Here is a 26,082-nt window from a genome sequence, read left to right as displayed (position 1 = left end):
ATGATGCTCGCAGTTCTTTTGCCTTTTCTGCATACTGCCACAGGTACCCCAGCGGTTCACGCAACCGTCTTAGCCAGTCTTCCCAGGAGTCCCGCCATGTATGAACCAGCTCACTTCAGACTCGACAACCAAGTTGCCGTTGTCACAGGTGCGGGGGCCGGCATAGGTCGCGCCATTGCAGAAACCTTTGCAGCAGCGGGGGCCGCAGTAGTGGTCAGTGATCTGCATCTGCAAACAGCCACGACGGTGGCCCAAGGCATCCAAGAGCGGGGTGGCCAGGCGATTGCTGTGGCCTGCGATGTCACGCGCGAAGAAGATCTGGGCAACCTGATCCATCAGGCCATGCAGCACTTTGGCCGGTTGACCATCCTGGTCAGCAACGCTGGCGGCGGTGGCCCCAAACCTTTTAACATGCCCATGCAAGATTTCAGACGTGCCTTCGATCTGAACGTATTTTCTCTTTTCCGGCTCGCTCAGCTTGCGGCCCCGGAGATGGAGAAAACGGGCGGCGGCTCCATGCTGGCCATTACCTCCATGGCCGGTGAAAACAAGAATCGCCGCATGGCCGCCTATGGCGCATCGAAGGCCGCCACCAACCACTTGATTCGAAATATTGCATTTGATGTCGGGCCGATGGGCATCCGGGTCAACGGTATTGCTCCTGGCGCGACCCGCACCGATGCGCTTGAATCCGTACTCAACGATGACATCCTGAAAACGATGCTCAAGCACACCCCTATTGGTCGCATCGGCGAGCCACAAGACATAGCCAACGCAGCGCTCTTTTTATGCTCGCCTGCTGCCAGCTGGATCAGCGGCCAGATCCTCACCGTCTCTGGTGGCGGGGTTCAGGAACTGGATTGATGGCAGCACCGCCTGCCACCGGCGGTGCGTCATGCATCAACGCATCGCAGGCAGCACATCCATTGCATTGGCAAGCCCTGCGGTGACAAAGCCTGCAACCTACTCTTCGCTTAATCAGGCAAGAACTCACCTCATCAAAAGCAACCGACCTTCCTCAGGCAGGTAAGACTGGCAGCCTTGATGAGTATTTTTCAGCGGTCAATCACACAGCCGCCGTACAACGCAACAGCACCTGTAGCAAGTTCTTCGCGGCGCCAACGCCCATGTTCACGTAGGCATCGTGCGTCACACCACCGATGTGCGGAGACAGAACGAAGCTCTTCTCACCCTGAAATGGGTGGCCTGCTGCCATAGGCTCTACCGCAAAACTGTCTAACCCGGCAGACATCACCTGACCCGAGCGAACGGCCTCCAGCAGCGCTGCTTCGTCGATCAGGCCACCGCGTGCGGTGTTGACAACGATCACCCCACGCTTGCACTGCGCCAGCGTGGCTGCGTTCAGCATGCCGCGGTTTTCATCGGTCAGGGGACAGTGCAGCGAGATGGCATCGGCATCGCGCCAGATCGCCTCCAGGCTAACGCTGTGCACATAGTCCGGCAAATTTTTGGCAAACGGATCAAAGCCGATCACGCGCATACCCAGCGCATCTGCCATCCTGGCAAAGCGCAGGCCGATGGCGCCCAGGCCCACAAGCCCTATGGTGCGGCCACCCAGCTCCATGCTCTTGTGCGCAGCTTTGTCCCAGTGGCCGGCATGCATGCGCGAATCCAGCGTGACAACAGACTTGGCACACGCCAGCAGCAGCGCCAGAGCCTGCTCGGCCACGGCGGCCGCGTTTGCGCCTACGGCGGCCACCACTTCGATGCCGCGCTCTTTGGCTGCCACTTTATCGATGGTGTCCGTGCCACTGCCGTGCTTGGAGATGACCGTGAGCGAAGGTGCCGCATCCATCATGGGCGCACTCACTTTGCCGTATCGCACGATGATGGCCACGGGGTCGTACTGCTTGCACAAGGCCACCATATCCTCTTCGGTGGGAGCCTTGCCGGCGTAGATGATCTCGTAGCCAGCAAGCAAGTCCAGCGCCTGCTGCGCCAGATCAGCGCCTGTAACGATGATGGTGTTGCTCACAGTGACTCCCCCTCTTTGAGCACACCAGCGGCACGCAGTGCAGCGGGCAGCCACTTCGATGCGGTGTCGCCGCGGGCGATAGCTTCGATGCGTGCGGCTTCGTCAGCCACCTTCTTGTCGGCCAGTGTCATCATGGCCGAGGCCTTTTCGCGCTCGATGACAACCACACCATCGGCATCGCCCACGACCAGATCACCCGGGCTCACGGTGACGCCCCCGGCGGAGATTGGATGGTTGATGCGGCCGGGTACGTACTTGGTGGGGCCAGCCGGATTGAAGCCGGCACTGAACACAGGAAAGCCCAGATCCAGAATTTCCAGCTTGTCACGAATGGCACCGTCCACGATGACGCCAGCCAGGCCAACTTTCTTGCACGCACTGAGCATCAGCGTGCCCATCAGCGCCGCTGTCTGATCGCCTTTGCCATCGATCACCAGCACGTCGCCCGGCTTGGCCAGTGCGATGGCTGCGTGGATCATCAAGTTGTCGCCGGGACGCACTTCTACGGTGAAGGCGGTGCCGGCCACTTTCATGTCCTGGTGCACGGGCGCCACACGGCTGTGCATCGTACCGCGACGACCGGCCACATCGGCCAGTATGGCAGCCTGAAAGGTGCCGGCCTTGGCGACAACGTCGGCGCTAACGCGCTCGATATCGCGAATAACTTCGGGAAGTTGGTTCATGGTGTGACTACAAAAGGGTGAGAGAAACAGAAAGAAGTTCGTGAACTACGGCAACAGCGAAAACAGCCAGCTCACCGGGCCTGAATGCGTCTGTCCTTTTGGCCCAGGACCCATTGACCAGATTGATCAGATTGACCTTCTGCAGATCGCCGATATTTTTTGGAGGGGGACGTGGGACCACCACCTACCTGTGCCAGGTTCAGACACTCGGCCAGCGCGCTAAGGGGCTGATCTTTCAGCACCTGATGGATGCCCTGGCTCAGCCACTGCACAACGCAGTCATGCCCCCTGCGCCAGGCGCTACCTGGTCTTGCTGCACACCACGGTTGTTAATGCAGCAGCCGGCCAGACACACGTGACTGACACCGTGGCATTGCCCACGGGCAAAGCTAAGCGGTCTTCGTGCATGGCGCGGGTGATCCAAGGTATGTAAAGCGCCCTCAGTTCAAGCTGGCACCCGAGTCCTTGACGATCTTGGCCCAGCGAGGCACTTCTGCTTGCATGAGCTTGCCGAAAGCTTCTGCACTGCCTCCCAGAACATCACCGCCTTCCGAACGCAACCTCTCCGCCACATCAGGCTCGGACAGGGCTGAATTAATGGCGCTGTTGAGCTTTTCCACAATGGCCTCTGGTGTCCCTGCGGGAGCCAAAATTCCGAACCAAGTAATGGCTTCAAAGTCTTTGCTGCCTGACTCTGCCATGGTTGGCGTAGCCGGTAATTGGCCTGCGCGCAGTTTGGAAGTGACCATCAATGGATGGAGTTTTTCATTGCGCACTTGGCCAATTAATGAAGGAATTGATCCGACAAAAAGATCAATCTGTCCACCCGACAAATCAGTGATTGCCTGGGCAATACCTTTATATGGAATGTGACGCAGCTTCACGCCTGTTGCTTGCTCTACCTGGGTCACCGCCAAGTGCGCAACCGTGCCGTTTCCTGCATAGCCAACCGTGACGACGTCAGGCTTGGCTCTCGCAACTTTGAAAACTTCAGCAATGGAATTGAATGGTGTGCCAGTACCACTGACCATCAACACCGGCGAGGATGACACCAAAGCGACGGGGGTGAGATCCTTCAGCGGGTCATAGGGAAGTTTCTTGTACAAGGCCGGGTTGATTGCCAAGTTGCTTGTCTGCCCCATCACCAGGGTGTATCCGTCTGGAGCAGCCTTGGCTGCAGCGTCAACCCCCAGGTTTCCACCTGCACCTGGACGGTTGTCCACCACAATGTTCCAGCTGGTCTTTTCAGTGATTTTTTGCGCCACAGAACGCGCAATCATGTCTGTGCCTCCACCTGGAGGAAATGGGACAAGCAGACGAATCGGCTTGACAGGATAGCTGGTCTGCCCATGCGCACTGGCCATTGCGACTGCGAATACGGCCGTGCCCAGCACCAAAGTACAAAGGCGCGCCGACATGAAAGATGCTCGTGTCGTGATAGTCATACGTTGTCTCCATATCGTTTATTGATTTCCATCTTGGTCTTACGCCAAGTGGTGCACGACTTTAGGAAAAAGTTTCAAGGGATACAATGATGTTTCGTACAGCGAAACTAATTGCACCACGAGCAACCCTTCTCATGGCAACTGCTCAGAGCGATGTGAGAGGCGTTGTTGCAGGATTCGCTGCTTGGCAGGCTGCGTGCATGAGCCAGCCCAAGTCTCGCTGCTACACCGGTCACCGCATAACTTCAAACACGGGGGTATTGAAGGTATGTGTGAACGTATGAGTAAACATAAGCATGTTTTGGCTAGGTTCTGCCAGCGGCCTACACGGACACAGCCCGAAGTTCTCGGATGCTGCAATTGAGTTTTGCTTGACCACCAAGAACTCATATCGGTATGGCCGTGAGCAGTACCCAGCTATCGCGCAGTCTGCGGGTCTAGATGCCGCATGCAGGAGCGCAACAGCCAAACTGGTGTGCACTTGGTTGCGCACTACCCAGGCATCAAGTTTCTGGGTGACGGTGAAGGCGCAGGAAAATGAAAAAGCACGGCGCTGTACGCCGTCACCCAAGGCGCAAGCTATACATCAGCATGGATGCACAGCCACTGCGAATATGGTCGATTTGCGTGACCTGGGATGAAGTCAGTGATTCAGATGTCGAAGCGGATCGGCGTGAGCAAGCCCCCTCAGCAAAGACATGCTCAACCTGACTGGCGATGGAACCTGTGACACCCAGCCTGTGGATGAGGCAATGACTCAAAGTGGTGCCACTTCCCATCATTGCGCCTCGAAGAACGTACGAATACGCAAAACACGTATTGCCGTGCAGATGTCTGCGCCTGCCAACGTTTGGATCGAAGGATATGGAAAGTGCCTAGCACCGACCCCGCCTAGTGGTGACCCAGATAAAGCGCATCAAACGACTGGGTGAGCGGGCCAGAAGGGGGCAGGTCATGATTACTCTTGGAAGTAGCTTGTGGCCTAGGTTTAAAAACGGACGACTGCTTGGACAGTCCAACTATAAATATTCCCGTGAAATCTGAAAATCGTTAACTCGGGACGCAATATAGCTTGCGAGCAGGCAAAGATCGGGCTGTCTAGCGACAGGCCTAGGACTGCGACCAAGCTTTTTGGGATCAATGAACGCTTTGGAGAGTCTGACCCACCGTCGACTCGGGATTGTGCGCCGCCACTTATGAGGTCCGTTCGCAGCCCTGCACTTCCAGGGCACCTGCTACAAGGTGATACTTTGGCTACGTAGCAGCAAAGTAGTGATCACCAGTGCTATTAGCGCTGATTTATCCATTGCGAAGTGAGAGGCCGCTGTATTTTTAAATGCATAAAAACCGACAGTGCACGGCTTCGTTTGGAGTCACTGTGCGCAGACCATAGACATTAATAAACATCTCTTCGATAGCGCCCAGAGGTTTGCAACTCATGGAATACCCCGCCCTCTAACAATCCCTTAAGCGTTTGTTCCACATCGTGACCCATGCCTTGGTAGCTACCGCAGACATAGATGACAGCACCTTGAGTGACCCAATCACGCAGTCGCTCAGCATTTCTGTCCAGCAGGTTTTGGACATAGCATGGGTTCTCTGCATCTCTGGAGTAAGCAAAATCTGCGTGGAGCAACTGACCAGAAGCCTTCCAAGGTGATACCTCTGCTTCAGCCCACCCATCTGCCTGCCGATCGCGCTCCCCAAAAATGAGCCAGTTTTGATACTGGCTGCACTGAATACGCTCTAGCAGCAGCGCTCTCAGGCCAGCGTAACCCGAGCCACTGCCAATGAAAATGGCCGGCATTTCTAGCGTATCGACGCTTGAAAACTTGGGATTAGCAAGTAATCGCAATTGAATCCGACCATGAAGCTGCATGCCTTGTGTGAGCCAGCCCGACATCAGACCAATGCGTCCGCCGTGCTGAACCTGTCGCACCCAGAGCTGGATGTATCCATCCTCCGTCAAAGACGCTATGGAATAACGGCGTGGCCGCTCAAGTTCGATTGTGTGAAGCGCGTTCACGCTGCGTTGCCCGGTCTGGGTCTGAATCACAACTTCAGCAATCGCGCCAGCCTGCCAATGCGCAGATGTCTTGTGAACCGCCCGTAATTCAAGCCTGTAAAGCGGTGCCCCCGGGCTTTGTGGATTGCAATAAGTACGGTTGATCAGCTGATATTCGCTGAATGCTCTTTCATGCGGCTCACTGATGGGCAAAGCCTGTTTCAACAACCCATGTTGCAAGAGTGCTGAGCACCAGCGGTCCCAGCCCAATGCACTTTCTCCATCTTGCAAAATTGCATCAAAAAGCGCTTTAGAGCCGATCTGGTTCAGTGCGTCTTGAACCTTCAATCCAAAACTACAAAAATGCGTGTATCGACTGTCACCCAATGCCAAAACTGCATGGTTGCCAGGGTAAGACAGTTTGATTTTTTGGAGCACGCACAGCAACCTGCGGGCATCGTCTGGAGCATCCCCCTCACCGAAGGTGCTGACAACCCACAAGGTCGTTGCAAAGTTATTCAGTGATAGCGGGCCGAGCTTGGCAGCCGACATAAGCTCGACAGCATGGCCAGATTGGCGAATGCGCTGCACTGTACTCTCCGCCAAACTGCGTGCATAGCCAGACTGACTCGCATAGATCACAGCCACTGTTAGCTGTATTTGGTCAGGCACTGGCGTTGCCACAGGTTGCAAACCAGAATTTATGACGCTGCGGGCTTTGCGGCGACGATCCAGATAGAGCATCCATCCTGTGAACGCAAACAATGGCACCAGTAGCGATGCCAGCATCATCACAATGCGTCCGGCTAGCCCGAAGTAGCTGCCCACATGTAGCGGATAGATGCTGGTCAGCGCTTGGCGTGCTGTGCTCAGACTGGCATAGGGCTCATCGCGCTTGATTTGCCCGTCATTCCCGATCCGCGTTCGGTTGCGTGCCATGGCATGTGGCGCGCCTGTTCCAAGCCAGTTGAACTGGTAGTCTTGGCCAGCCTTGCGTGGCAGACGAATCTGCACAAATTGCCAGCCTCCGGCTTGGCTGGCTAACTGCTCAAACCGGCTCCAAGGCAGGTGCAATGATTGAGGGGCTGTACCCGTATCGGCATTGACCAGAGGTTCAATGGAGGCAGCCGCCGCTGCTACCGCTGTCGTGCGTGGTGCAATGCCGGCCCAACCATCAACCAAAGAACGCAAAGGCGTAAGACCCCAATACATTCCTGTCACAGCCAGCACCAGATACAGCAGTAAAACCCAAGTGCCTAGAACTGCATGAAGGCTCCACAGCAACGGCCTTCCTCGGAGTGCAAGGCGCAGATGCAGCCAGCTTTTCAGTGATCCAGCGTTACGACGAGGCCAGCGCAGATATAGCCCCGACAGGCATAGCACCAGCAGGCAGGCTGAAAATATTCCGGTCAGTGGCTGACCAATACCAGTGGGCAGCAGCAGCCAGATGTGCAACCTCTCCATGCAGTCAAAGAAACGGCTGCCAATCAACATGGTCTGCAGTTGCCCGGTGTATGCATGAACCCAGACTCGCTCCCCATGCGACTGTCCTGGCAAGGCCGCAAAAGTAATCAAGGGGTTGCGACCCGAAAAAGCGTGCAGCTCCAAGCGTTCAACCTCTCTTGGCGTGGTGACTAGCTGGGCCTGTATCGCTTGCAGCAGTTGGGCTGGCGTCAGCACCGCGCCCTCACCTTTTGCGCCGGTTACGCTGCCGGGATTCAACGCATCCAGAATCTCCTCCTGAAAGCTCAGTGCAGCACCTGATAAGCCCATCAATATCAGAAAAAAACCTGCACTAATGCCTATGCACCAGTGCAACTGGAAGCAGATTTTTTTAAATGTCATAAGCGTGCAAGAGAGCGAAAAACGTCACCCCGTGGGGTGACGCAACTTCACATTCAGCAGTGAAATGCATCCAGAGATGCCATCAGAAATCGTGCCGGTAGCCCACGGTCAGAGCGCGCCCCTGACCTGCGAAGTAATAGTCGTTGCCCACAATGCCACTTTGTGAGTAATACGTGATGTATTTGCGGTTGAGCAAGTTGGCAATACCAATGCTTAACTGGCCCTTTGGTAACTTGTAGCCAATCGATAAATCCAGAACTCCGTAGCCTGAAAAATGGTACTTGCTAGCGTCATAGGTGTTCACGGCGTTGCTGCCATCAAAGCTACGCTTGAAATACCAGTTGGCCTGCAAACTGCTGGTGAGCTCCTCGCTCCATTGGGCCGACCAGTTCAGATTCAGGCGATCAGGTGCGATGTTTGCTCCGTCCAGCTTGGTGTCAACCTTGCCATCACTGTTGATGTCGTAGCGACCGCGCAAGTGTGAGTAGCCCAGACCAAGTTGATGCTGCCGATTGACTTGGTAACTGGCATTCAGCTCCACACCGTCGATCTGTGTCTTGTAGCGATTGGCTACCCATTGATCTTTGCTGTAAGAGATCACAGTGCCAGGTTTGACGCGGGTATGAAAGTAGCTTGCCTGAAGTGACAGCTGCTCCCCCTTGATGCGAAAACCCACTTCATAGTTGTCTGCGATATCAGGCTGGAAATAGGACACCTGAGATAGCTTGGCACCATCTACCGAGATACCTCGAATGGCTTTGCCCATGTCGGGCACCTTAAAGCCCTGAGAGTAGTTGGCAAACAGGTTCAGAGGTTCTATGGGTGACCAAGATGCGCCCAGGTTGAAAAGCGTCTTTCCAAAGCTGAAGGTCCCACCCTCGACAAATTTTCCGCCATAGCGCGGCAAAGTCGTGAAGCTATCAACTTTGATATTGGCATGCTCATAGCGCACACCACCAACAACTTTGACCGATGAAAGCGGTGAGTACTCCAATTGGGCAAATGGCGATATGTCGGTGTAGTTGATCTTGGGAATCCAGTACAGATTGCTGTAAAGCAGGGTCTGTTTGGATGTCTCTTGCATCAAGTCCAGACCCACTGTCGCTTTCATCTTTTTGTCCATGAAGTCTGCTGTGGTCAGGGCAAGCTTGGCACCGAATTTGTCGAATTCAGCACGGCTCTGGTCATAAGCTTTATTGGCCAAGAACTTGGTATTGCCCCTGAACAGCGAGTCCACCGTCTGGTAGTAGACCGAAGCATCCAGCTTCATGCCGTTGAGATTGTTGTTCTCGTAGTTGGCTCCCACTGTCCAGGCGTCATTGAATGGGGCTGTCCCCATGGGAGTGTTTCTTCCAGAACTCGTAGCAATACCGTTGTCTCTGTCACCAGAGATAACGGAATAGTTGTTTTTATTCTTGATCCGATAGCGATTGATAGTCAGTCCAATGCGCTGCTCATCATCGATCCAGTAACCCAACTTGGCCATCAAGTTGTAGGACTTTGAGTCCATCAGGTCGCCCTGGTCGTCGTAAGTGCCTATGCGTTTCCCGGAACCATCCAGAAACGCACCCTGGCTCTGATAACTCAGGTTGAGCAGGTACTCCAGGTTGCCGCTGCTGCCGTTGATGCCATACGTGGTCTTGTATGACATGGTGTCCCCCTTGAGCTGCGAGGTCGGCGTAGTAGCCTCAATCGTGACATGCTGGTGTGGCTTGCCCGCCTGAGCCCGCTTGGTGATGATGTTGATCGCACCGCCCATGCCGCCAATGCCATTGCTGCTGTTGGCCCCTTGAATAACTTCGATTCTTTCAATCATTGATGGGTCAATCGTCGTCATATCGCGCCCAATGCTGGTGTACATAGGGCTCGATTGCGGAATGCCATCAATCATGACCAGCGGCTGCAAACCACGCATTGTCTGGCCATAGTTGCTCATCTTTTGCATGGATGGCGTCATTGACGGAATCAGATTGCTCAAGATTTGCGTCGTGCTGGATGTAATAGCCAGCTGTTTTTCTATGTCCTCCTTGCTGATGACTTTGATGTTCTGAGGCGCGTTTTCAGTGGACTGCTCCAGACGAGTGACTGAGACCGTAACAGTCCCCAGCTCTCCTCCTTCTTTCGTGTCTGAGAGGGCTTTGGGAGGCTCCACAGTGGCGGCCACTTTGGCAGGCGCCGGCTCGATCAAGTAATTGCCAAAGCTTACCAAACGCACGCGATATCCAGAATCTGCAAGCAGCCGCGCAAAGCCTTCTTCGAGTGAATAGCTGCCAGACAATCCATTGGTGGTCTTTGTACTGAGCTGGCGCAGATCGACATTGAGATTGACACCTGCCTGCGCCGCCATGCTCATTACCGCTTGACCCAGCGGACCGGCAGGAATCTGAAACGCGACAACAGCATTCACTGCAGGTGTGCTCTGGGCATGGGCCGGAAAGACTTGTGCGCCAATGACTGCCGCACCAAGAATGGCGGCCATCATGGCCTTTGCAGCTAGGGCTGTGGGACGCAAAGGCTTTTGGCAATGAGCTTGGCAAGCTCGTAACGCGCAAATTTCCGGCATATTTGTCAATCCTCGTATATGTAATGAAAAGGCTTCACTACATACAACAGCCGAGATTCAAAAACCGGACAGCTTTGCACCATCTTTTTGAGTGCCACGTAAAAATACCCGCCCAAGATCAGGCTTGCACCACGCTCACCCAATATCGTGTGCGCATCTGCAACCGCACGGGAAGTGTTTGTGCCAGCAGATGAAGAATGCGGTCGGTATCACTCAACTGATAGACACCTGAAACCAGCAAACCTGCCACCTCTGGAGTGCAGTGCAGCACTCCATTGCGGTAGCGCCCAAGCTCCCGCAAAAAGTCCTCCAGTCGCATGTTTTCTGCATATAGAACGCCTTGAGTCCAAGCTCCGGCGTGGGTGTCCAGTGCAGTGGTGGCTCCCAGTGCATGACCGGTGAACCGCAACTGCTGACGTATGTGAACCGTAGCGGCCTGCTCCAGGTGAGCCGGTGTGGCTCGTACCGCGCCTTCCAGCACTGACAACGTGGTGCCCTGCTCGTGCTGACGCACGATGAATTTTGTACCCAGTGCCTGCATCTGACCGTCTCTGGTCTGCACGATAAAGGGCAGATGCTGGTAAACAGCGTTGTGCGCGGTTTCCACCAAAATTTCCCCTTCGTAGTGCTCAATCAGGCGGGCATCACTGCGCATACTGGCACTAATGGCCGATGCGGTATTGAGCGTGATACGGCTGCCATCTGCCAGAACAACTGTGCGCCTTTGTCCTTTGGCGGTACGGTAATCCGCACTCCAGGCTTGCCACGGCAAAGATTGCGATGTGAGCCAGCCCAGCACCGGCACAGCTACCAATGTTAGGGCTGTATTGCGCAGCAGGTGCCGGCGATTCGTTACAGAAGCTGGACGGTTGAGAACTGCCATGCCTAGCGAGGACGGAACCTCATGCAACTGGCGTTTTATATGTTGCGCACATCGCCATACTTGCGCATGGGCTGCACTTTGGGTACACCACTGCACCAGCGCTGCCTGCTCTGACGCGCTGAAGTCAGATGCATGCATCCGGGCAAGCCAGTGCGCGGCCTCATCAAGCAACTTCTCGTCGATCAGTTTCGCCATGTCATGCATCCATCATGACGCGCAAACACTGCCTAAATCCCTGTGCCATGTAACGGCCCACAGTTCGCACGCTCAGCTGCATCTGCGCAGCAATAGCCTCATACGACATGCCATCAAGCTGAGACATCAAAAATGCCGTACGCACAGGCGCAGGCAGTGCATTGAGAAGCGCATCCAGCTCAACCAGCGTTTCGAGCAAGATAGCGCGCTGCTCGGTAGACAGCGCGGTTTCCTCAGGCAAAAGCTGCAGGGATGCGATGTAGGCTTGCTCCAGTGAACGCCGCTCCAAGTGATTGAACATCAATCGCTTGGCAACGGTTGTCAAATAGGCCCGTGGTTCTTTGGCCTGCTCAATGGACTGAATTCTGGTACTGGCACACAGACGTGTAAACGTGTCTTGTGCGATATCTGCCGCGTCATCCCTGTTCCCTAACTTTCTCTGCAGCCATGCAACAAGCCAGCCATGGTGCAGTGTGTAGATATGACCTACAGATTGACCTGCGTCGCAGTTGTGAGGGGTTGGCACGGGATGGCTCTGGCAATGAAATTGCGTTGCATTCTACACAGATGCGACTAATTCGTATTTACCAAATGGGTAACGGCCTGTCGTTGCGACATGGCTGAGTAATGCAAGCATGCTGATGCTATCGACAACCACCTCAATTACGTACTCGCGATCTACTACAAGCCTGTTGGCGTTGTGCAGTGCACATGAGCAAGCATGAAACACTCTATTTGCAAGAACAATTGAGTCACCCTCAAGCTTTCGAAGGAGAGCGTTTCTGGACATGCATTTGCTTTGTGGTTGTGCGTTTGACAGCTGCATGCATGCGCATTAAAACTTTGGGCAGTGAGCCGCCTATTAAGGACAGTACGGCCAGAAGCATACGCAGGCGAACGTGCTAAGCAGGGTCAGCGCTCGCCGGATTCGGGGTTCGCTTCGTATCTAAGCCACCCTGCAATCGCAGAACCACCCCCAATTCTGTCTTTCGGATGAGATCTGCCTTCGTTAACTGGCACTTCTGCGAAGTCAAAAGGACTCATGCCATCTATACACGCCACGTTGACTCCGTATTGGTCTGGCGATGAGCGACGCTGGTGGAAGGTGTAAATACCGCACTTTGAACAAAAATAGTGCTTGGCTTCTCCCGTATTGAACGTATACAGGGTTAGCGTATCTTTACCATGCGTGACCTGTATATCGTCTAGGTTGGCTGATACCGCTACTGCCCCTCGCATCCTGCAGTAAGAGCAGTTGCATCTACGGGCTGTTCTCAAGCCATCTGTTAAACGCAAAGAAAAACGAACAGTTCCGCAATGACATGCGGCTGCATACAGGGGGCGCTCTGGAAGGTTGGTATCGTTCATTCCCCCATTCTTATCGACAATGTGAACGTATAGGACTGACTGCAATGGGTCGTGAACCACCACCTATGAAGGACGATGAATGTGCCGCTATGCGGTATTCGGGTGCTGAAAATGCAAGCCTTCGGCCCCTTGCTCTGGGTCAACATGATGCCCGCAAGCATGGGCACAGCAGTTACGCCCTAGAGCATCTGCAATCGGGCAATCTCTGCTGGTGTTGCTCAATCAGCTCGACTTAGGGATAAGGAGCATGCGTTCTCAGCGTCTGCCAGCACGAGTTCCCAGCATGTGGACACGTTTGATCCAGTCCGCACGCATGGCGTCACTGGACTTGACCACTGGCCCAAAGTTGTGCACGCGCACAGGCTGGATTCCGCTGAACTCCAAGATGGCCTGCTTCATTTGCCGGTGGCCAGGTTGGCGCTGCACCCAGCGGTAGTACCAAGGCGGGGAATCCATGGTCACCAGCAGTTCGGCACTGCGGCCAATGAGCAGGCGATCCCACAGCGCAGAATTGGCTCGGTATTTGAACGCAAAGCCTGGCAGGAAGATGCGGTCCAGAAATCCTTTGAGCAACGCAGGCAGTCCACCCCACCAAATCGGATAGACCCACACGAGGTGTTGCGCCCAGGTAATGTCGGCCTGCGCCACCCGTAGGTCGGGCTCCAGTGGCTGGGGGTGCTCATATCCATGGTGCAGGATCGGATCGAAGACCATTTCCCCCAATACCAACAGGCGCACCTCGGCACCACAGTGGCGCGCAGCGTCGGCATAGGTGCGAGCCAAAGCAGCACACAGGCTGTTGGAAGAAGGCTGCCCGAGGAGGATGAGAATACGGCGTGGCATGGTGATACACATAGGCTGAGTCAGAAAACCGCCAGCATCACCTTGCCCTATGGGGCAGAGTCAAGCGCTACGCCAGTGGCTCTGGTGCGCGGCACGTGTTTGTACCGTCGCATGTGGCTAGCTCCACGGCCAGCTCGGCGAGCACGGTGTCGGCAGCCTGCAGCCTCGCCAGCTCGTCGGCGATGGCGCTTCGCCGGGTCTGGAGTAATGTCAAAACTGCTGCGGCACCGTCAGGAGTTTCTATGGTGCGTAGCGGCTCAAGTGCAGCCAGGCGAAATCCCAGTGCCAATGCTTGGCGAATCCATTGCACGCGCTGCACATCTTTCAAGCCATAGTGGCGGTAACTTCCCCGCCGTGCCGCCGTGCCACTGTGCCGAGCAAACCATGCGCTTCATAAAGGCGCAGGGCTTTGGGTGTACAGCCTGTGACAGCTGCGAGTTCACCGATACGCATGGGTGAATTCTGAGTACTGCGAAGGATGATTGACCGCTGCGGAAAACGCTGCTGATTGAGAGGGCATGGATGCTTGGAATTGTTAGAGCACATTATGAGTTGTTGGCGCTCTGATCCGGAGCGGCAGCAACGGATCGCCAGCCGCCACCTATGCAGGGCAGTTCACGGTCATTTCTTGGCTGGTGCATCCAGCTCATTTTTTTGTTAGATGCTTCTGCATTTCCTCGCCCCGGTGTTCATTCCCAAATAAAGAAAGCACCTCCAGCACGCTGGACACAGCGGGGTTCAGATCGGGTTGCACGCGGTGGGCCACAGCCATTGGGCGCATGAGCGTAGGACTGAGGTGGCGTATCTGCACATCAGGGGAGTGCAGCTGGTCTTCCACCTCCTCCAGCGGCAGCAGTGCTGCGCTCTGGCTGGCAGCGGCCAAACTTTTCAGCGCGCCTGGATAAGTCAGCGCCAGAAAAGGGCGCGGCGTATAGCCTGCCTGCGCGAACCATGTGGCGATCAGTCCATGCATTTGCGTGGGCGCTGAAAAAGAGGCCCAGCGCCGCTGCGACAACCATTCGGGCGTGACTTTTTCAGGCACCTCCCAGCTCGCGGGCAGCAAGGCGATCAAAGGATCGTTGCGCCAAGGCGTAAGCGCAATCACGGCACTGGACGGCTGAGGGCTGGCCACTATGGCCACATCCAGAGTGCCTGCCGCCAAGCGCTTCATGGACTCTGCAGAGCCTACGGCCTCCAATCGAATTTCAACGCCAGGGCTGCGCTGGCTCAATGCCTCCAGCATGAGTGGCAGCAACCGGGTGCTCACACCTGCAGAGACACCAACCCGCACAGTGCCCGCACGGCCTGCGGCATGGCGCTGCACATGCTCCATCAGATCGTCGCAGGCCAAAAGCAGCTTGCGGCCTTCTCGCACCAGCAACTGCCCGGCAGAAGTCAGCTCCGCCTGCCGTCTGCCACGCACCAGCAAGGTGGCATCCATGCGCTGCTCCAGCTCTTTGATATGCAGGCTGACGGTGGGTGCAGCCAGATGCAGCGCTTGTGCTGCCGCTGCAAAAGTGCCGAGATCGGCAATCGCCACCAATGTCTGCAGCTGGTCAAGATTGAGATTGCGCATAAGTCTTACCGTCAGATTATCTGAATTGACTATTCATTTAATTCAACTTTACAGATGTTAGCCAGCTCCCGAGCATTGGCAAACATGAAAAGTGATCAAAAAAACACCCCTGGTCAGCCACGCGAAGCCGTAAAGAGCACATGGAAAAGCCGTCTGACGCATTGGCTCGAAATAGCCCGCAGTGCTCTGGTGCGCGCAGAGAAAAAGATCATCGATAACTTCAGAGTTCCCCCTGGGGGAGGCTAAAACTGTCCGTGGTTGAAGAACCACCTTCGCCTGCCCGTTTCACAATGGCTTGACGGCAGCCTTTGGGTGAGGAACCAGGCCATTGCCCATAACAGCCGGTCGCGGCACCACTACGCTGTCTTGCTTGGTGTGCCCATTGCGTCTTGCGATGCTTTGTCTCTCAGCCACTCCAGCAATATGGCTGCAGGCCCAGCCTGGTGCAGCGGTTGCGAGGAAAATATGCAGTACTGCGAACCATCTTCTACAAAGCCCAAAGGGGCGGTCAGCAAGCCACTTTCAAGGTCATCACGCACCAACAGCCATGGGCCCATCGCGATGCCCAAACCGGCAACGCTTGCTTGCAGGCTGAAGTAAAAGTGTTCAAAGAAAAGACTGTTTTTTTCTGGCAATTCTTGCCCTGCGGCCATCGCCCAGTCTGACCATGCGCTGCGACGCGTATGGGTATGCAGCAAAGGTGCATCAGAGCGCAGCTGTGCGCTCTTGGCATGCACATTCAACCAATCGCCGACTTTGTCTGGACGGCAGACTGGGCCAATTTTTTCAGTAAACAGTGGCTCCACTTCATAGTGGTCAGGCCACTGAAAATCGTTACGGCGTATGGCAAGGTCAATGCCGCTGGCGAAAGAAAACTCCCCGCCGCCTGCCACCAGATGGATATTGACTTGCGGATGCCGCGCCTGAAAGTCTGGCCACCGAGGTATCAACCAGCGCATAAGCAATGTGGGCTCGCAGGACAGTACCCACCGTTTTTCTTGCCGGGCATTGGCACGCAATTCGTTGACGGCATTGCGGATGAGGCCGAAACCTCCAGCCACGGCTTTCGAAAGCTGACGGCCTGCATCAGTGAGGTATACGCGCCTGCTGCGCCTGTCAAACAGCGCAACCCCGAGGTCATCCTCCAGCAGACGCACAGCACGGCTGACAGCGCCGTGCGTTAAGTGCAGCTCATCCGCAGCACGGCTGAAATTCTCTAAGCGTGCCGCTGCTTCAAAGCAGCGTAGTGCCAGCAGTGAAGGCAGGCGTGCACCCATATTCTGTGAGCTGTGCTCACCATTCATGTCAGAAATCATCGTTATGCACCAGAGCTACAGCCTCATAGCATTGGCTGAATCACCAATACCTCTAATGTATTCCCATGACCGAATGGATAGCTGTTATCACCATCACTTTGCTGGCTGTCATCAGCCCTGGCCCCGACTTTGCCATGGTCAGCCGCAACAGTTTGCTGCTGTCAAGGCGCTCAGGCGTGCTCACCGCCTTGGGAATTGGACTGGGTGTTCTGGTGCATGTCAGCTATACCCTGCTGGGGGTCGGCCTGCTTATCCAGCAGTCAGCATGGCTGTTCACCACAATCAAACTGCTGGGGGCGCTGTACTTGATTCATCTTGGCCTCAAGATGCTCCGCACGCAAAAGCCCGGAGACTTCGCACACTCAGCATTGGTGCCGGTGTCGGATCTGGAGGCCTTGCGCACAGGGTTTCTGACGAATGCATTGAATCCAAAAACCACCGTGTTCATCGTCAGCCTCTTCATACAGGTGGTGCGGCCAGACACATCGCTAGGCATGCAGGTGAGCTATGGCCTTTTTATTGCAGTGGCACATATTGCATGGTTTGCCATCGTGGCCATGTGTTTTTCGGCGGGCGCTGTACGCGAGCGCCTGCTGGCCGTGCGCCATTGGATTGACCGGGCGTTCGGCGGCCTTCTGGTCTTTTTTGGGGTTCTGCTCGGCATTGCCAGCAGCACTTAGCGTGTGAAGCACGGGAATTTTTAAGCACCCATGGGTGGCCGTCAAACGATTGCAGCGGCTTGGCTGAAAATCTTGCAGCCAGCCCAGAGCCGCCCCCCCACAGGCGGCTGTGCACACAGACAACGGCTGTTACACGAAGAACTGCGCAATACAGCAAGCCAGACCGAGCGCCCACAGGGCTGACCGCAGGTTGGCGCGGTCAGCAAGGTACGCCCAGATAAAGCCGATACGCAGGACGATGAAGGCCACCGCGAGCGCATCGACGGTGTGCTGGGCGGCCTGGTGGTTCTGGGCCACCAGAACGCCAGCGATGAACAGCGGCAGGACCTCAAAGCTATTGAGCTGGGCCGCGTGGGCACGTGCCTGCCAGCCCTGAAGGTCAGCCAGCCAGCTTCGTGGATTGTGGTTGTCAAAGCCGCCTTCGCGGCGCGGTTTGCCAAAGCCCTTGGACTTGGCAATACCAGCGCAGACGATGGGAAGCAGGCAGGCAATCAGGATGCAAATTTCTGCGAGAGTCATAAGCGGTGAGGACAGGTTGTGAGTGTGACAAAGGAGTCTGAAAGCGCCGAGCTGACATGGGCTCTGACTGGCTACTGAGAAGCCGAAGCAGGCCCAATATGGGGCGACTGGCGGTCAATTTCAGACATGGATTCAACGGGCGAAGCACCAACGCCTGCCAAGGCATTTTTCATTGCCCGCGCAGGGTTTTAGTCGTCCACCGCCACCATCACGGAAGAGGCCTTGATGACGGCATACGCCTGATCACCTTCTTTGAGCCCGAGAGATGTGGCCGATGTCGATGTGATGGAAGACGTGACCTGAACACCCGGCGCAATCTCTAGCGTCAATTCGGTACTCACGGGGCCTTTCACCATCGATACGACCTTGCCTGGCAGAACATTGCGCGCACTGATTTTCATGGCTACTCCCAGCTGGATAACAAAGGGAGGTTCAGCTTAATGGAATGTCTGGCGCACAGCTACAGGATTAGCCAGCATGGCCATGCCGCATGCAGCCTGCGCCAACTCCATGGTCAGTCCCAGCCTGCTCTGCTGCGCTTTGTGCAAATCCTCCAGCCATCCCTCGGTAATACCCAACCTGGGTCCCGACAATGGTGAGTGCACCAGCCTGCATGGCCGATATTCCAGCAGGCGCAGTAAGGCCGCCAACAGCAGCACCCGTCACTGTACTGCCGGCAAGTCCTGTCAGGCTTTCTTCTCCTGAACCTATCGCCGCCGACCCGATATATGTTGCTGCGCCGCTGGCCGCACCAATTGCAGCGCCAACAGGGCCAGAGGACCCAGCCACCAGCTCCATATCTCGCGTGGAGAGTCCACGCGCTTTACCTCTGCTTTTTTCTTATCGCGATTTTTTATTACAACAGCTGTGACTTTGCTATGCCGCCAACAACCAATGCAAGCGGGAGCAAAATCAGAATAGGTATTACGCTCTTTCTGTCATAACTGCGCCCTTTCGCATGCAATAGCGCTACATAAACGCCAAACAAGATTGCATAGGCCAGCAAGTCAAGAACCATAGTTAGCCAGAAGTCTGAAAATCCCCCCAACATAAACCTTTCCCCCAAGAATTTAATAGACCACTCTGCGCCGTCTCCTACTTTTAACCTCAAAAACAATCATATACAGACACGCAACTGTCAATAGAAATCACCGTTTTATTCTCTACTCGAGCCATTTCCCCGAAACGGAATAAATAGGCTCCAGCGCCCACTCATAAAGTCGGCACCTGTTCAGGATGATGCCGGCTTCCAACAGCATGCCCACCTGCAGGCGTTGCGGCGCCCATAGACGGTCAGGCTCTGGGACTCAGGCCCTATAGTGTCACGCGCTAGAACAGCTTGCCCCGCACCCGTGAAATCCTAAAGAACGCCGGCGACTTTCGGATACCAGTTCCTGCTGGCGCACCAGATGTGTCTGAGCCAGTGCGGCGCGACGTCCCTGCAACTGAATTTCTTCATTCAGACGAGCCAGCTCTTCATCGATAGCACGCAGCCGATGGTTGAGCATGCGGCGTTGCGCAATGGCTCGGCTGCCGGCCAGCACACGAATGCTCTCCAGCGCGCTTAAGCCGTCTGCATGTTGTTGAGGCGTTGCTGGCGCTTTGCCCAGCGCACGCCTCGCCACACGCTCACCGCAGCCAGTGCCGCCAAGCCAGCACCCACGCTGCACGCGCCTTGCCAGCCTGCCAGGTTCCATGCCCACACACCCAGGGCAGAACCGGCAGATGCACCTGCAAAGTAGCCCGTCATGTAGACCGCATTCATGCGGCTGCGTGCTTCGGGCAGCAGGCTGGCAATGCTCGACTGGTTGGTCACGTTGATGGCTTGCAGGCCCAGATCCATCACCAGCACGCCCACTACAAACCACGCCACGCTGGTCTGTCCCCACCACAGCGGCAGCCATGACAGCAGCAGCGCCACAGCCCCGGCTCGCAGCAAGGTGCGGTCTTTGCCTTGATCGGCCCAACTGCCTGCCACATTGGCAATCAGTGCACCTGTGACACCGGCCAGAGCCACCAGGCCAATCTGCATGTCGCTCAGCTGCAAGGGTGCGCTGGACAGGACCAGCGCCATGGTGGCAAACATCACGCTGACCGAGGCAAAGGCCAGTGCGCTGGCCGTGGTGCGCAAGCGCAGCGCAGGCTGGGTGCGCAGCAATGCGCCCATGGAGCGCAGCACCTGCACATACGGCATAGGTTGAGCATGGCGCGAGGTGGGCAGCAAATGGCTTATGGACACCGCCATCAGCACCATGGTGATGGCGGTCACCTGGTACACCAGGTTCCAGCCGCCCAGCGTTGACAGTCCCCCTGCCACGCTGCGCGAGAGCAAGATGCCCACCAGCAAGCCGCTCAGTACCAGCCCCACATTGCGCCCCGCATGGCCGGGCGCAGCCAGCGCAGCGGCCATGGGCACCAGCACCTGCGAGGCCACAGAGAACAAGCCTGCAATCAGGGTGCCAGCCATGAACATGGCAAAGCTGCTGGACCAGCCCACCATGGCATGCCCTGCGCCCGCCAGCAGCATCAGCACAACGGCCATGCGACGGCGCTCGAACTTGTCACCCAGCGGCGTGATGAACAGCAGGCCCACGGCATAGGCCACCTGCGCCAGGGTGACCGAAAGGCCCGCAGCGGCATCATCCACCCCGAAATGCAGGGCAATGGAATGCAGCAGCGCCTGGTTGAAGTAATTGCCCCCGGCACACAGCCCGCAGGCGACGGCCATCAAAAGCAAAGCGGGCGCAGCCAATACAGAGGGTTGCGCCAAAGAAGAATCACGGGACATGGCAACACAGTCGAAAAATTGGCCTGCGTGCAGCAGGCCATGGGCGCAGCGGCATGGGCTACTAGCCATGCCTGCGCATCTCCAAAAGAGCGGCGATTGTGCGGTGGTGCAGCCATGGCTGCACGGCACTGCGGGCAAACCTGCAACTGCAGTGGTGCATCTTGCACCAGCACAACACGCAGGCTGGCCGTATGCTTGCGGTCTATGAAAGCACACAGACTCTGGCTTGCCAGCGCAGCCCTGCTGCTCGGTTGCGGTTACGCCGCAGCCAACTCCGAGACGATTGGCTCGGTCGATACGGTGTTCAAGTTCATTGGGCCTGATCACAAGATTGTGGTGGATGCTTATGACGACCCCAAGGTCTCTGGCGTGACCTGCTACGTCTCACGCGCCAAGACTGGCGGCATCAAAGGCGGTCTGGGTCTGGCGGAAGACCGCTCAGAGGCGTCCATCAGCTGTCAGGCCACTGGCCCCATTGGTTTTGCCGCCCCCATCAAGCAGCAGGAAGAAGTGTTTACCGAGCGCACATCCCTGCTGTTCAAACGCCTGCGCGTGGTGCGCATGGTGGACACCACGCGCAACACGCTGGTGTACATGACGTATTCCGACCGCGTGATTGAAGGCTCGCCCCAAAACAGCGTGGCCGCTGTGCCTGTGCCGCGCAGCACACCCATTCCAGTCAAGTAAAAAGAGAGCTATTAGCGCTTATCAGCACTTGTTTTCAGATATATAACTATCTGAAAACCTTATAAACAAAGCGCTAGCAGCTCTTTTTTAAGAAGCATTCTGAACTTGCAACTACACCTGTGCATGCGCCATACAGGCATCAAGAAATGCCTGCAACGCAGGCGATGCATGTTTGCCCGTGCGCTGCACGATGGAAAAGTACCGCTCCATCTTGGGCAGCGATGTGGGCAACACTACCAAGCTGCCGTCATCCAGCATGGACTGCACCAGCACCCGTGGCAGGCAGCTGATGCCCAGCGCCTGCACCACACAGCGTGCAATGGCTTCAGAGCTGCCCAGCGTGGCCGTGGCCTGCAGCTGCTGCAAGCGTGGCAGCAAGGCATGCTCCACCATCTCCCGCGTGCCTGAGCCCTCTTCGCGCAGCAACCAGCGCGCCTGGCGCAGCACCCCCACCCCCACAGGCTTGCTCTGCGCCGCATGCACCAGCGCATCACTGGGGGCAGCCACAATCACCAGCTCATCCTTGATCCAGGGTTGCACCTGCAGCCCACTCCAGTGGCTGCTGCCTTCAATCAGGCCAATGTCTGCCTCCAGCAACTCCACGGCCTGTGCCACCTTGCGTGTGTTGCTGATGCGCACGTCCACGCTGATGTGCGGGTGGCTGCGGGCCAGCGCCGCCAGCACAGGGGGCAATACATAGCTGCCTACCGTGGTACTGGCTGCCACACGCAGGCGCACTGGCAAGCCAGCGCCGCCATTGCCCAGTGCCTGCTCCAGGCTGCGGGCCTGCTCCAGCAAAGACAGCGCCTGTGGCAGCAAGGCACGCCCTGCATCGTTAAGCACCAGATTGCGGCCCACGCGCTCAAACAGCAAGGTATTTAAAGCGCCTTCGAGCTGCTGCAAAGCCGCACTGGTGGCCGATTGCGACAGGCCCACCGCATCAGCAGCCGCCACGGTGGAGCCACTTTGCGCAACAGCGCAGAAGATTTCAAGTTGTCGCAGCGTCAGGTGCAGCATGGCAAGCCCGTGATTCATCTACCCATAAAGCAGGTAGTTTTTACTCAAACTATTCGTTATACAAATATAACCAACTTATCTAAAGTGCATGCATCCGGACAAGGCATTACCGCTTCGGATGGCATATGAACACTTTCACTTTTTCTGATTTTCTCTTTCATCCCGCCGAATGGCTGCGCCGCATAGGGCCCGGTCTGGGGCTCAGCGCAGCCGTTGCCGTTGTGGCTGTGGCCCTGTCCGAGCACCCATGGTTTGCCTCACACGGTCTGGGTGCACTCACACTGGCCATCGTGCTGGGCTTGCTGATTGGCAACACCATTTACCCGCGCATGGCCAGCGTTGCCACGCCTGGTGTGGCTCTGGGCAAGCAGCAACTGCTGCGCGCAGGCATCGTGCTTTACGGTTTGCGCCTAACTTTTCAGGACATTGCCTCGGTTGGCTGGAGTGGCGTGGTGATGGATGCGCTGGTGCTGTGCAGCACCTTTGGCCTGGCCTGCCTTGTGGGCCAGCGCGTACTGGGAATGGACAGGCGCACCACGCTGCTGGTGGGTGCAGGCAGCTCGATTTGCGGCGCTGCCGCCGTGCTGGCCACCGCCCCCGTTGCCAAAGCCCGCGCACAGGATGTGTCAGTGGCAATTGCCACCGTCGTGGTATTTGGCACCGTGGCCACCTTCTTGTACCCCGCCTTGTTCCAGTGGAACGCCAGCCATGGCTGGCTGCAGGCCGATGCACAAAACTACGGGCTGTACGTTGGCGCCACCGTGCATGAAGTGGCACAGGTGGTGGCGGCAGGGGCTGCTATCAGCCCGCAAGCGGCAGACACCGCAGTGATTGCCAAGATGGTGCGCGTGATGATGCTCGCCCCCTTCTTGCTGCTGCTGTCGTGGTGGCTGGCCCGCGATGAAGCCGCCCAGGGCGGCAGCACCAGCAGCGCTGGCAAGGTCACGATTCCGTGGTTTGCGCTGGGCTTTGTGGTGATGGCCGGGATTCACTCGCTGGGCATCCTGCCTGCCAGTCTGGTCAAGCTGGGTGTGCAGCTGGACAACCTGCTGCTGGCCATTGCGATGGCCGCTCTGGGCCTGACCACCCATGTGCACGCAGTGCGTGCTGCAGGCGTCAAACCTTTGCTGCTGGCAGCCCTCTTGTTTGCATGGCTGCTGGGTGCAGGCCTGCTCCTGGCGCACTGGCTGGGCTAGTGGGTGATTGGGTGAAGCGCTTCTAACCCAATAAAAAGGCAACCCTGAGGTTGCCTTTTTATTGGGACGCTGCGCGCCCGGTGTTCAGACTTTTTCCAGTCTGGGTTTGCCACGCAGTGCGGCATTGAGCTGGTCCACGACAATGGCCCAGTCGTCATCCAGCCGTATCTCTTCCTTGAGCATCTGCGCCTGCTGTGGCGACCAAAATGGTGCTTCGTGCAGCAGTACGTCATCGGCCAAAGGCGCGTGCTGGCGGATGAACTGCGCAATGCTGGCTTCATCATTGGGCAGGCCCAGTTGGGCAAACAGCTCGGTAAAGCCGGGTTGGGTTTCGCCGGGGATTAAAGTCATTCGTGTCCTCCATGTTGTGATTGAAAAAGGCTTTGCGCATGCGCGCAGTGCAAGCACACGGCTGATGCCTTGATAGTGCCGCAAGCTGCGGCCATGCGCTGTAGGACTTGCCAGTCAGCGCACTTGCGCGCAACAGCTTGAAAAGAACTTTTCATTTGCCAGCCCCCATGCCAGCCACTGGACTACAGCGCCACGCGCCCGATGCAGCCACACTGCAGCCTGAAAGGAGGCCGCCATGCCCCAGCACAAGCCCAGCGCCACACAGGCAGAACCCCACATTGATACGACCCGCAAGCAGCGCCCCACTGACGCAGGCGCACAAGGCAAGCTGCCCCACGAGCGAGATCAGTCCGTGAACATGACGGACCAGCAGCCGGCCCCTGAGATGCAGCAAGCCCACCGTGATGTGAAGAAAGGCCTGGTCAACACCGATGAGCGCGCCAGCGATGGCAGGCCGCTGGGTGACGATGTGCCAGCCCCCTGACCCTGATCCGAATGCTTTAACCCAATTAAAAAGGCCGCAGCTGCGGCCTTTTTTCTGTCAGCGTACTGGGTGTCTTAGACCATCGCAATCGAGACAGCCTTGGGGATCAGGTAGGCCTCCAGTGCCTCCATGCCGCCTTCCGAGCCATAGCCCGAATCCTTGACGCCGCCAAACGGCATTTCGGCAGAGGCCACGGCAGGCTGGTTGATCCACAGCATGCCGGTCTCCACCTGCTGGGTCAGCAGGTGCGCGTTCTTGAGCGATGCGGTGAACGCATAGGCGGCCAGGCCATACGGCAGGCGGTTGGCTTCGGCAATGGCTTCGTCCAGCTTGTCAAAGCTGCGCATGGCAATCATGGGGCCGAAGGGCTCGTTGTTGAACACATCGGCATCCAGCGGCACATCGGCCAAGATAGTGGGCGCATAAAAGTTGCCTGCATCGCCCAGCGTCTGGCCGCCCATCAACAGCTTGGCACCCTTGGCCTGCGCGTTGGCAACCAGCGACTGCATGGCGGTGACGCGGCGAGGATTGGCCAGCGGGCCCATCTTGGTATCGGCATCCAGCCCATTGCCGACTTTGATGGATGCAAAGTACGCCACCACCTGCTCGGCAAACTGCTTTTCCAGGCTCTTGTGCACCAGAAAGCGGGTGGGCGAAATGCACACCTGGCCTGCATTGCGCAGCTTGGCGGCACCGGCGGCTTTCACGGCCAGTTCCACATCGGCGTCTTCGGCAATGATCACCGGGGCGTGGCCGCCCAGCTCCATGGTGCTGCGCTTCATGTGCGCGCCCGCCATGGCCGCCAGTTGCTTGCCAACAGGCGTAGAGCCGGTGAAGGTGATCTTGCGGATCACGGGATGGGGGATCAGGTAGCTGGAGATTTCGTGCGGGTCGCCATAGACCAGACCAATCACGCCAGCGGGCACGCCCGCATCGACAAAGCACTGAAACAGCGCAGCGGGCGAAGCCGGGGTTTCTTCTGGCGCTTTGCACAGGAAAGAGCAGCCCGTGGCCAGCGCAGCGCTGATCTTGCGCACGATCTGGTTGACGGGAAAGTTCCACGGCGTAAAGGCCGCCACGGGGCCCACGGGCTCCTTGATCACCAGTTGCTGCACATCGCCGCGGCGTGCAGGCACGATGCGGCCATACAGGCGCAGGGCCTCGTCGGCAAACCATTCAATGATGCCCACGCCCGCCAGCACTTCGCCCTTGGCCTCGGCCAGTGGCTTGCCCTGCTCTTGTGTCAGCAGCGCGGCGATATCGTCGGCACGTTCTTTGAGCAGCGCTGCTGCCTTGCGCATGGTGGCCTGGCGCTCATGGGCGCTGGTGTTCTTCCAGATGGCAAAGCCCTTTTCAGCAGCGGCCAGCGCGCGGTCCAGGTCTTCGATGCCTGCATGCGCCAGTTGCCCAATCACAGCGCCCGTGGCCGGGTTGTGCACGGCAATGGTCTTGCCGCTGGCCGCTGGCTGCCATTGACCGTTGATGAGCAATTGGGTGTCAGGATAAGAATGGGACATGGAATGTTCTCAGCTGAGGAATGAAGAAGGCCGTCCAGAGACAACGCGGTGCAAAGAAGGTTTTAATAGCTGCTATCGCTTACCAGTTAATGTTTTCAGATACAAAAGTATTTGAAAACGTTTAC

The 26,082-nt window shown here is 56.9% G+C and carries 23 protein-coding genes; 5 read left to right on the top strand and 18 right to left on the bottom strand.

Translation table 11 applies throughout. From position 1 onward, the window contains the following. Positions 1 to 96 precede the first annotated feature (96 nt). The gene (hdhA, locus tag IB213_RS01710) at positions 97 to 864 is read left to right on the top strand and encodes a 7-alpha-hydroxysteroid dehydrogenase (RefSeq protein WP_192405192.1); all 768 of its coding nucleotides are present in this window, start codon (positions 97 to 99) and stop codon (positions 862 to 864) included. Positions 865 to 1,066: 202 nt separating this feature from the next. Here the strand turns inward: hdhA and IB213_RS01705 are convergent, their stop codons facing one another. From IB213_RS01705 to IB213_RS01650, 12 genes are all read right to left on the bottom strand, one after another. Then, on the bottom strand, positions 1,067 to 1,996 hold the full coding sequence (locus IB213_RS01705) for an NAD(P)-dependent oxidoreductase (RefSeq protein WP_192405191.1): 930 nt from the start codon (positions 1,994 to 1,996) through the stop codon (positions 1,067 to 1,069). After that, positions 1,993 to 2,679: an RraA family protein gene (locus IB213_RS01700; RefSeq protein ID WP_192405190.1), complete on the bottom strand. Its 687-nt coding sequence runs from the start codon at positions 2,677 to 2,679 to the stop codon at positions 1,993 to 1,995. Before IB213_RS01700 ends, IB213_RS01705 begins: the two co-directional genes overlap by 4 nt. 440 nt (positions 2,680 to 3,119) lie before the next feature. Then, a complete protein-coding gene (locus tag IB213_RS01695) occupies positions 3,120 to 4,124 on the bottom strand; it encodes a tripartite tricarboxylate transporter substrate binding protein (protein ID WP_192405189.1) in 1,005 nt (334 codons plus the stop codon). 1,396 nt (positions 4,125 to 5,520) lie between these two features. Next, a complete protein-coding gene (locus IB213_RS01690) occupies positions 5,521 to 7,974 on the bottom strand; it encodes a PepSY domain-containing protein (RefSeq protein ID WP_192405188.1) in 2,454 nt (817 codons plus the stop codon). A gap of 82 nt (positions 7,975 to 8,056) precedes the next feature. After that, complete coding sequence (locus IB213_RS01685) at positions 8,057 to 10,453, bottom strand: TonB-dependent receptor (RefSeq protein ID WP_225560920.1); 2,397 nt, start codon at positions 10,451 to 10,453, stop codon at positions 8,057 to 8,059. 202 nt (positions 10,454 to 10,655) lie between these two features. Further along, on the bottom strand, positions 10,656 to 11,615 hold the full coding sequence (locus IB213_RS01680) for a FecR domain-containing protein (protein ID WP_192405187.1): 960 nt from the start codon (positions 11,613 to 11,615) through the stop codon (positions 10,656 to 10,658). 1 nt (position 11,616) lies between these two features. Next, positions 11,617 to 12,096 carry a sigma-70 family RNA polymerase sigma factor gene (locus tag IB213_RS01675; protein WP_192405606.1) on the bottom strand — a complete coding sequence of 160 codons (480 nt, stop codon included), beginning with the start codon at positions 12,094 to 12,096 and terminating at the stop codon, positions 11,617 to 11,619. Positions 12,097 to 12,527: 431 nt separating this feature from the next. After that, a complete protein-coding gene (locus IB213_RS01670) occupies positions 12,528 to 12,983 on the bottom strand; it encodes a GFA family protein (RefSeq protein WP_192405186.1) in 456 nt (151 codons plus the stop codon). Between the two features lie 255 nt (positions 12,984 to 13,238). Next, positions 13,239 to 13,826 (bottom strand): NAD(P)H-dependent oxidoreductase, encoded by a 588-nt coding sequence (locus IB213_RS01665; RefSeq protein WP_192405185.1) that lies wholly within the window; start codon positions 13,824 to 13,826, stop codon positions 13,239 to 13,241. A 324-nt stretch (positions 13,827 to 14,150) separates the two neighbouring features. Continuing rightward, entirely contained in the window at positions 14,151 to 14,279 is a 129-nt protein-coding gene (locus tag IB213_RS17985) for a MerR family DNA-binding transcriptional regulator (protein ID WP_225560919.1), read from the bottom strand. Positions 14,280 to 14,472: 193 nt separating this feature from the next. Next, positions 14,473 to 15,402, bottom strand: a complete 930-nt coding sequence (locus IB213_RS01655) for a LysR family transcriptional regulator (RefSeq protein ID WP_191722618.1) — start codon at positions 15,400 to 15,402, stop codon at positions 14,473 to 14,475. Positions 15,403 to 15,758: 356 nt separating this feature from the next. After that, positions 15,759 to 16,718, bottom strand: a complete 960-nt coding sequence (locus IB213_RS01650) for a LysR family transcriptional regulator (protein ID WP_192405184.1) — start codon at positions 16,716 to 16,718, stop codon at positions 15,759 to 15,761. Positions 16,719 to 16,783: 65 nt separating this feature from the next. Between IB213_RS01650 and IB213_RS01645 the strand changes: the two genes are divergently transcribed. Further along, complete coding sequence (locus IB213_RS01645) at positions 16,784 to 17,398, top strand: LysE family translocator (RefSeq protein WP_192405183.1); 615 nt, start codon at positions 16,784 to 16,786, stop codon at positions 17,396 to 17,398. A 129-nt stretch (positions 17,399 to 17,527) separates the two neighbouring features. On the opposite strand, the gene IB213_RS01640 is transcribed toward IB213_RS01645, so the two are convergent. The 3 genes from IB213_RS01640 to IB213_RS01630 all read right to left on the bottom strand — a co-directional run bounded on the left by IB213_RS01640 (position 17,528) and on the right by IB213_RS01630 (position 20,705). Beyond that, positions 17,528 to 17,917, bottom strand: coding sequence for an MAPEG family protein (locus IB213_RS01640; protein ID WP_191722615.1), 390 nt, complete (start codon positions 17,915 to 17,917; stop codon positions 17,528 to 17,530). A 188-nt stretch (positions 17,918 to 18,105) separates the two neighbouring features. Next, complete coding sequence (locus IB213_RS01635) at positions 18,106 to 18,318, bottom strand: molybdopterin-binding protein (RefSeq protein WP_191722614.1); 213 nt, start codon at positions 18,316 to 18,318, stop codon at positions 18,106 to 18,108. Between the two features lie 1,163 nt (positions 18,319 to 19,481). Further along, on the bottom strand, positions 19,482 to 20,705 hold the full coding sequence (locus IB213_RS01630) for an MFS transporter (protein ID WP_191722611.1): 1,224 nt from the start codon (positions 20,703 to 20,705) through the stop codon (positions 19,482 to 19,484). A gap of 204 nt (positions 20,706 to 20,909) precedes the next feature. Between IB213_RS01630 and IB213_RS01625 the strand changes: the two genes are divergently transcribed. Next, the gene (locus IB213_RS01625; protein ID WP_191722610.1) at positions 20,910 to 21,392 is read left to right on the top strand and encodes a CreA family protein; all 483 of its coding nucleotides are present in this window, start codon (positions 20,910 to 20,912) and stop codon (positions 21,390 to 21,392) included. Positions 21,393 to 21,503: 111 nt separating this feature from the next. Here the strand turns inward: IB213_RS01625 and IB213_RS01620 are convergent, their stop codons facing one another. Continuing rightward, a complete protein-coding gene (locus IB213_RS01620) occupies positions 21,504 to 22,409 on the bottom strand; it encodes a LysR family transcriptional regulator (RefSeq protein ID WP_192405605.1) in 906 nt (301 codons plus the stop codon). 125 nt (positions 22,410 to 22,534) lie between these two features. On the opposite strand from IB213_RS01620, the gene IB213_RS01615 reads away from it, so the two are divergent. After that, positions 22,535 to 23,605 (top strand): YeiH family protein, encoded by a 1,071-nt coding sequence (locus IB213_RS01615; protein WP_192405182.1) that lies wholly within the window; start codon positions 22,535 to 22,537, stop codon positions 23,603 to 23,605. Between the two features lie 84 nt (positions 23,606 to 23,689). Here the strand turns inward: IB213_RS01615 and IB213_RS01610 are convergent, their stop codons facing one another. Next, positions 23,690 to 23,956: a DUF2789 domain-containing protein gene (locus tag IB213_RS01610; RefSeq protein ID WP_192405181.1), complete on the bottom strand. Its 267-nt coding sequence runs from the start codon at positions 23,954 to 23,956 to the stop codon at positions 23,690 to 23,692. A gap of 235 nt (positions 23,957 to 24,191) precedes the next feature. On the opposite strand from IB213_RS01610, the gene IB213_RS01605 reads away from it, so the two are divergent. Then, positions 24,192 to 24,440 carry a hypothetical protein gene (locus IB213_RS01605; RefSeq protein WP_191722607.1) on the top strand — a complete coding sequence of 83 codons (249 nt, stop codon included), beginning with the start codon at positions 24,192 to 24,194 and terminating at the stop codon, positions 24,438 to 24,440. Positions 24,441 to 24,514: 74 nt separating this feature from the next. Here the strand turns inward: IB213_RS01605 and IB213_RS01600 are convergent, their stop codons facing one another. Continuing rightward, complete coding sequence (locus IB213_RS01600; RefSeq protein ID WP_191722606.1) at positions 24,515 to 25,957, bottom strand: NAD-dependent succinate-semialdehyde dehydrogenase; 1,443 nt, start codon at positions 25,955 to 25,957, stop codon at positions 24,515 to 24,517. Between the last annotated feature and the right edge of the window lie 125 nt (positions 25,958 to 26,082).

The organism is Comamonas sp. CMM02 (genome assembly GCF_014851485.1).
Taxonomy (GTDB): Bacteria; Pseudomonadota; Gammaproteobacteria; order Burkholderiales; family Burkholderiaceae_C; genus Comamonas; species Comamonas avium.
This window is presented reverse-complemented; position numbering and strand designations above follow the sequence as displayed.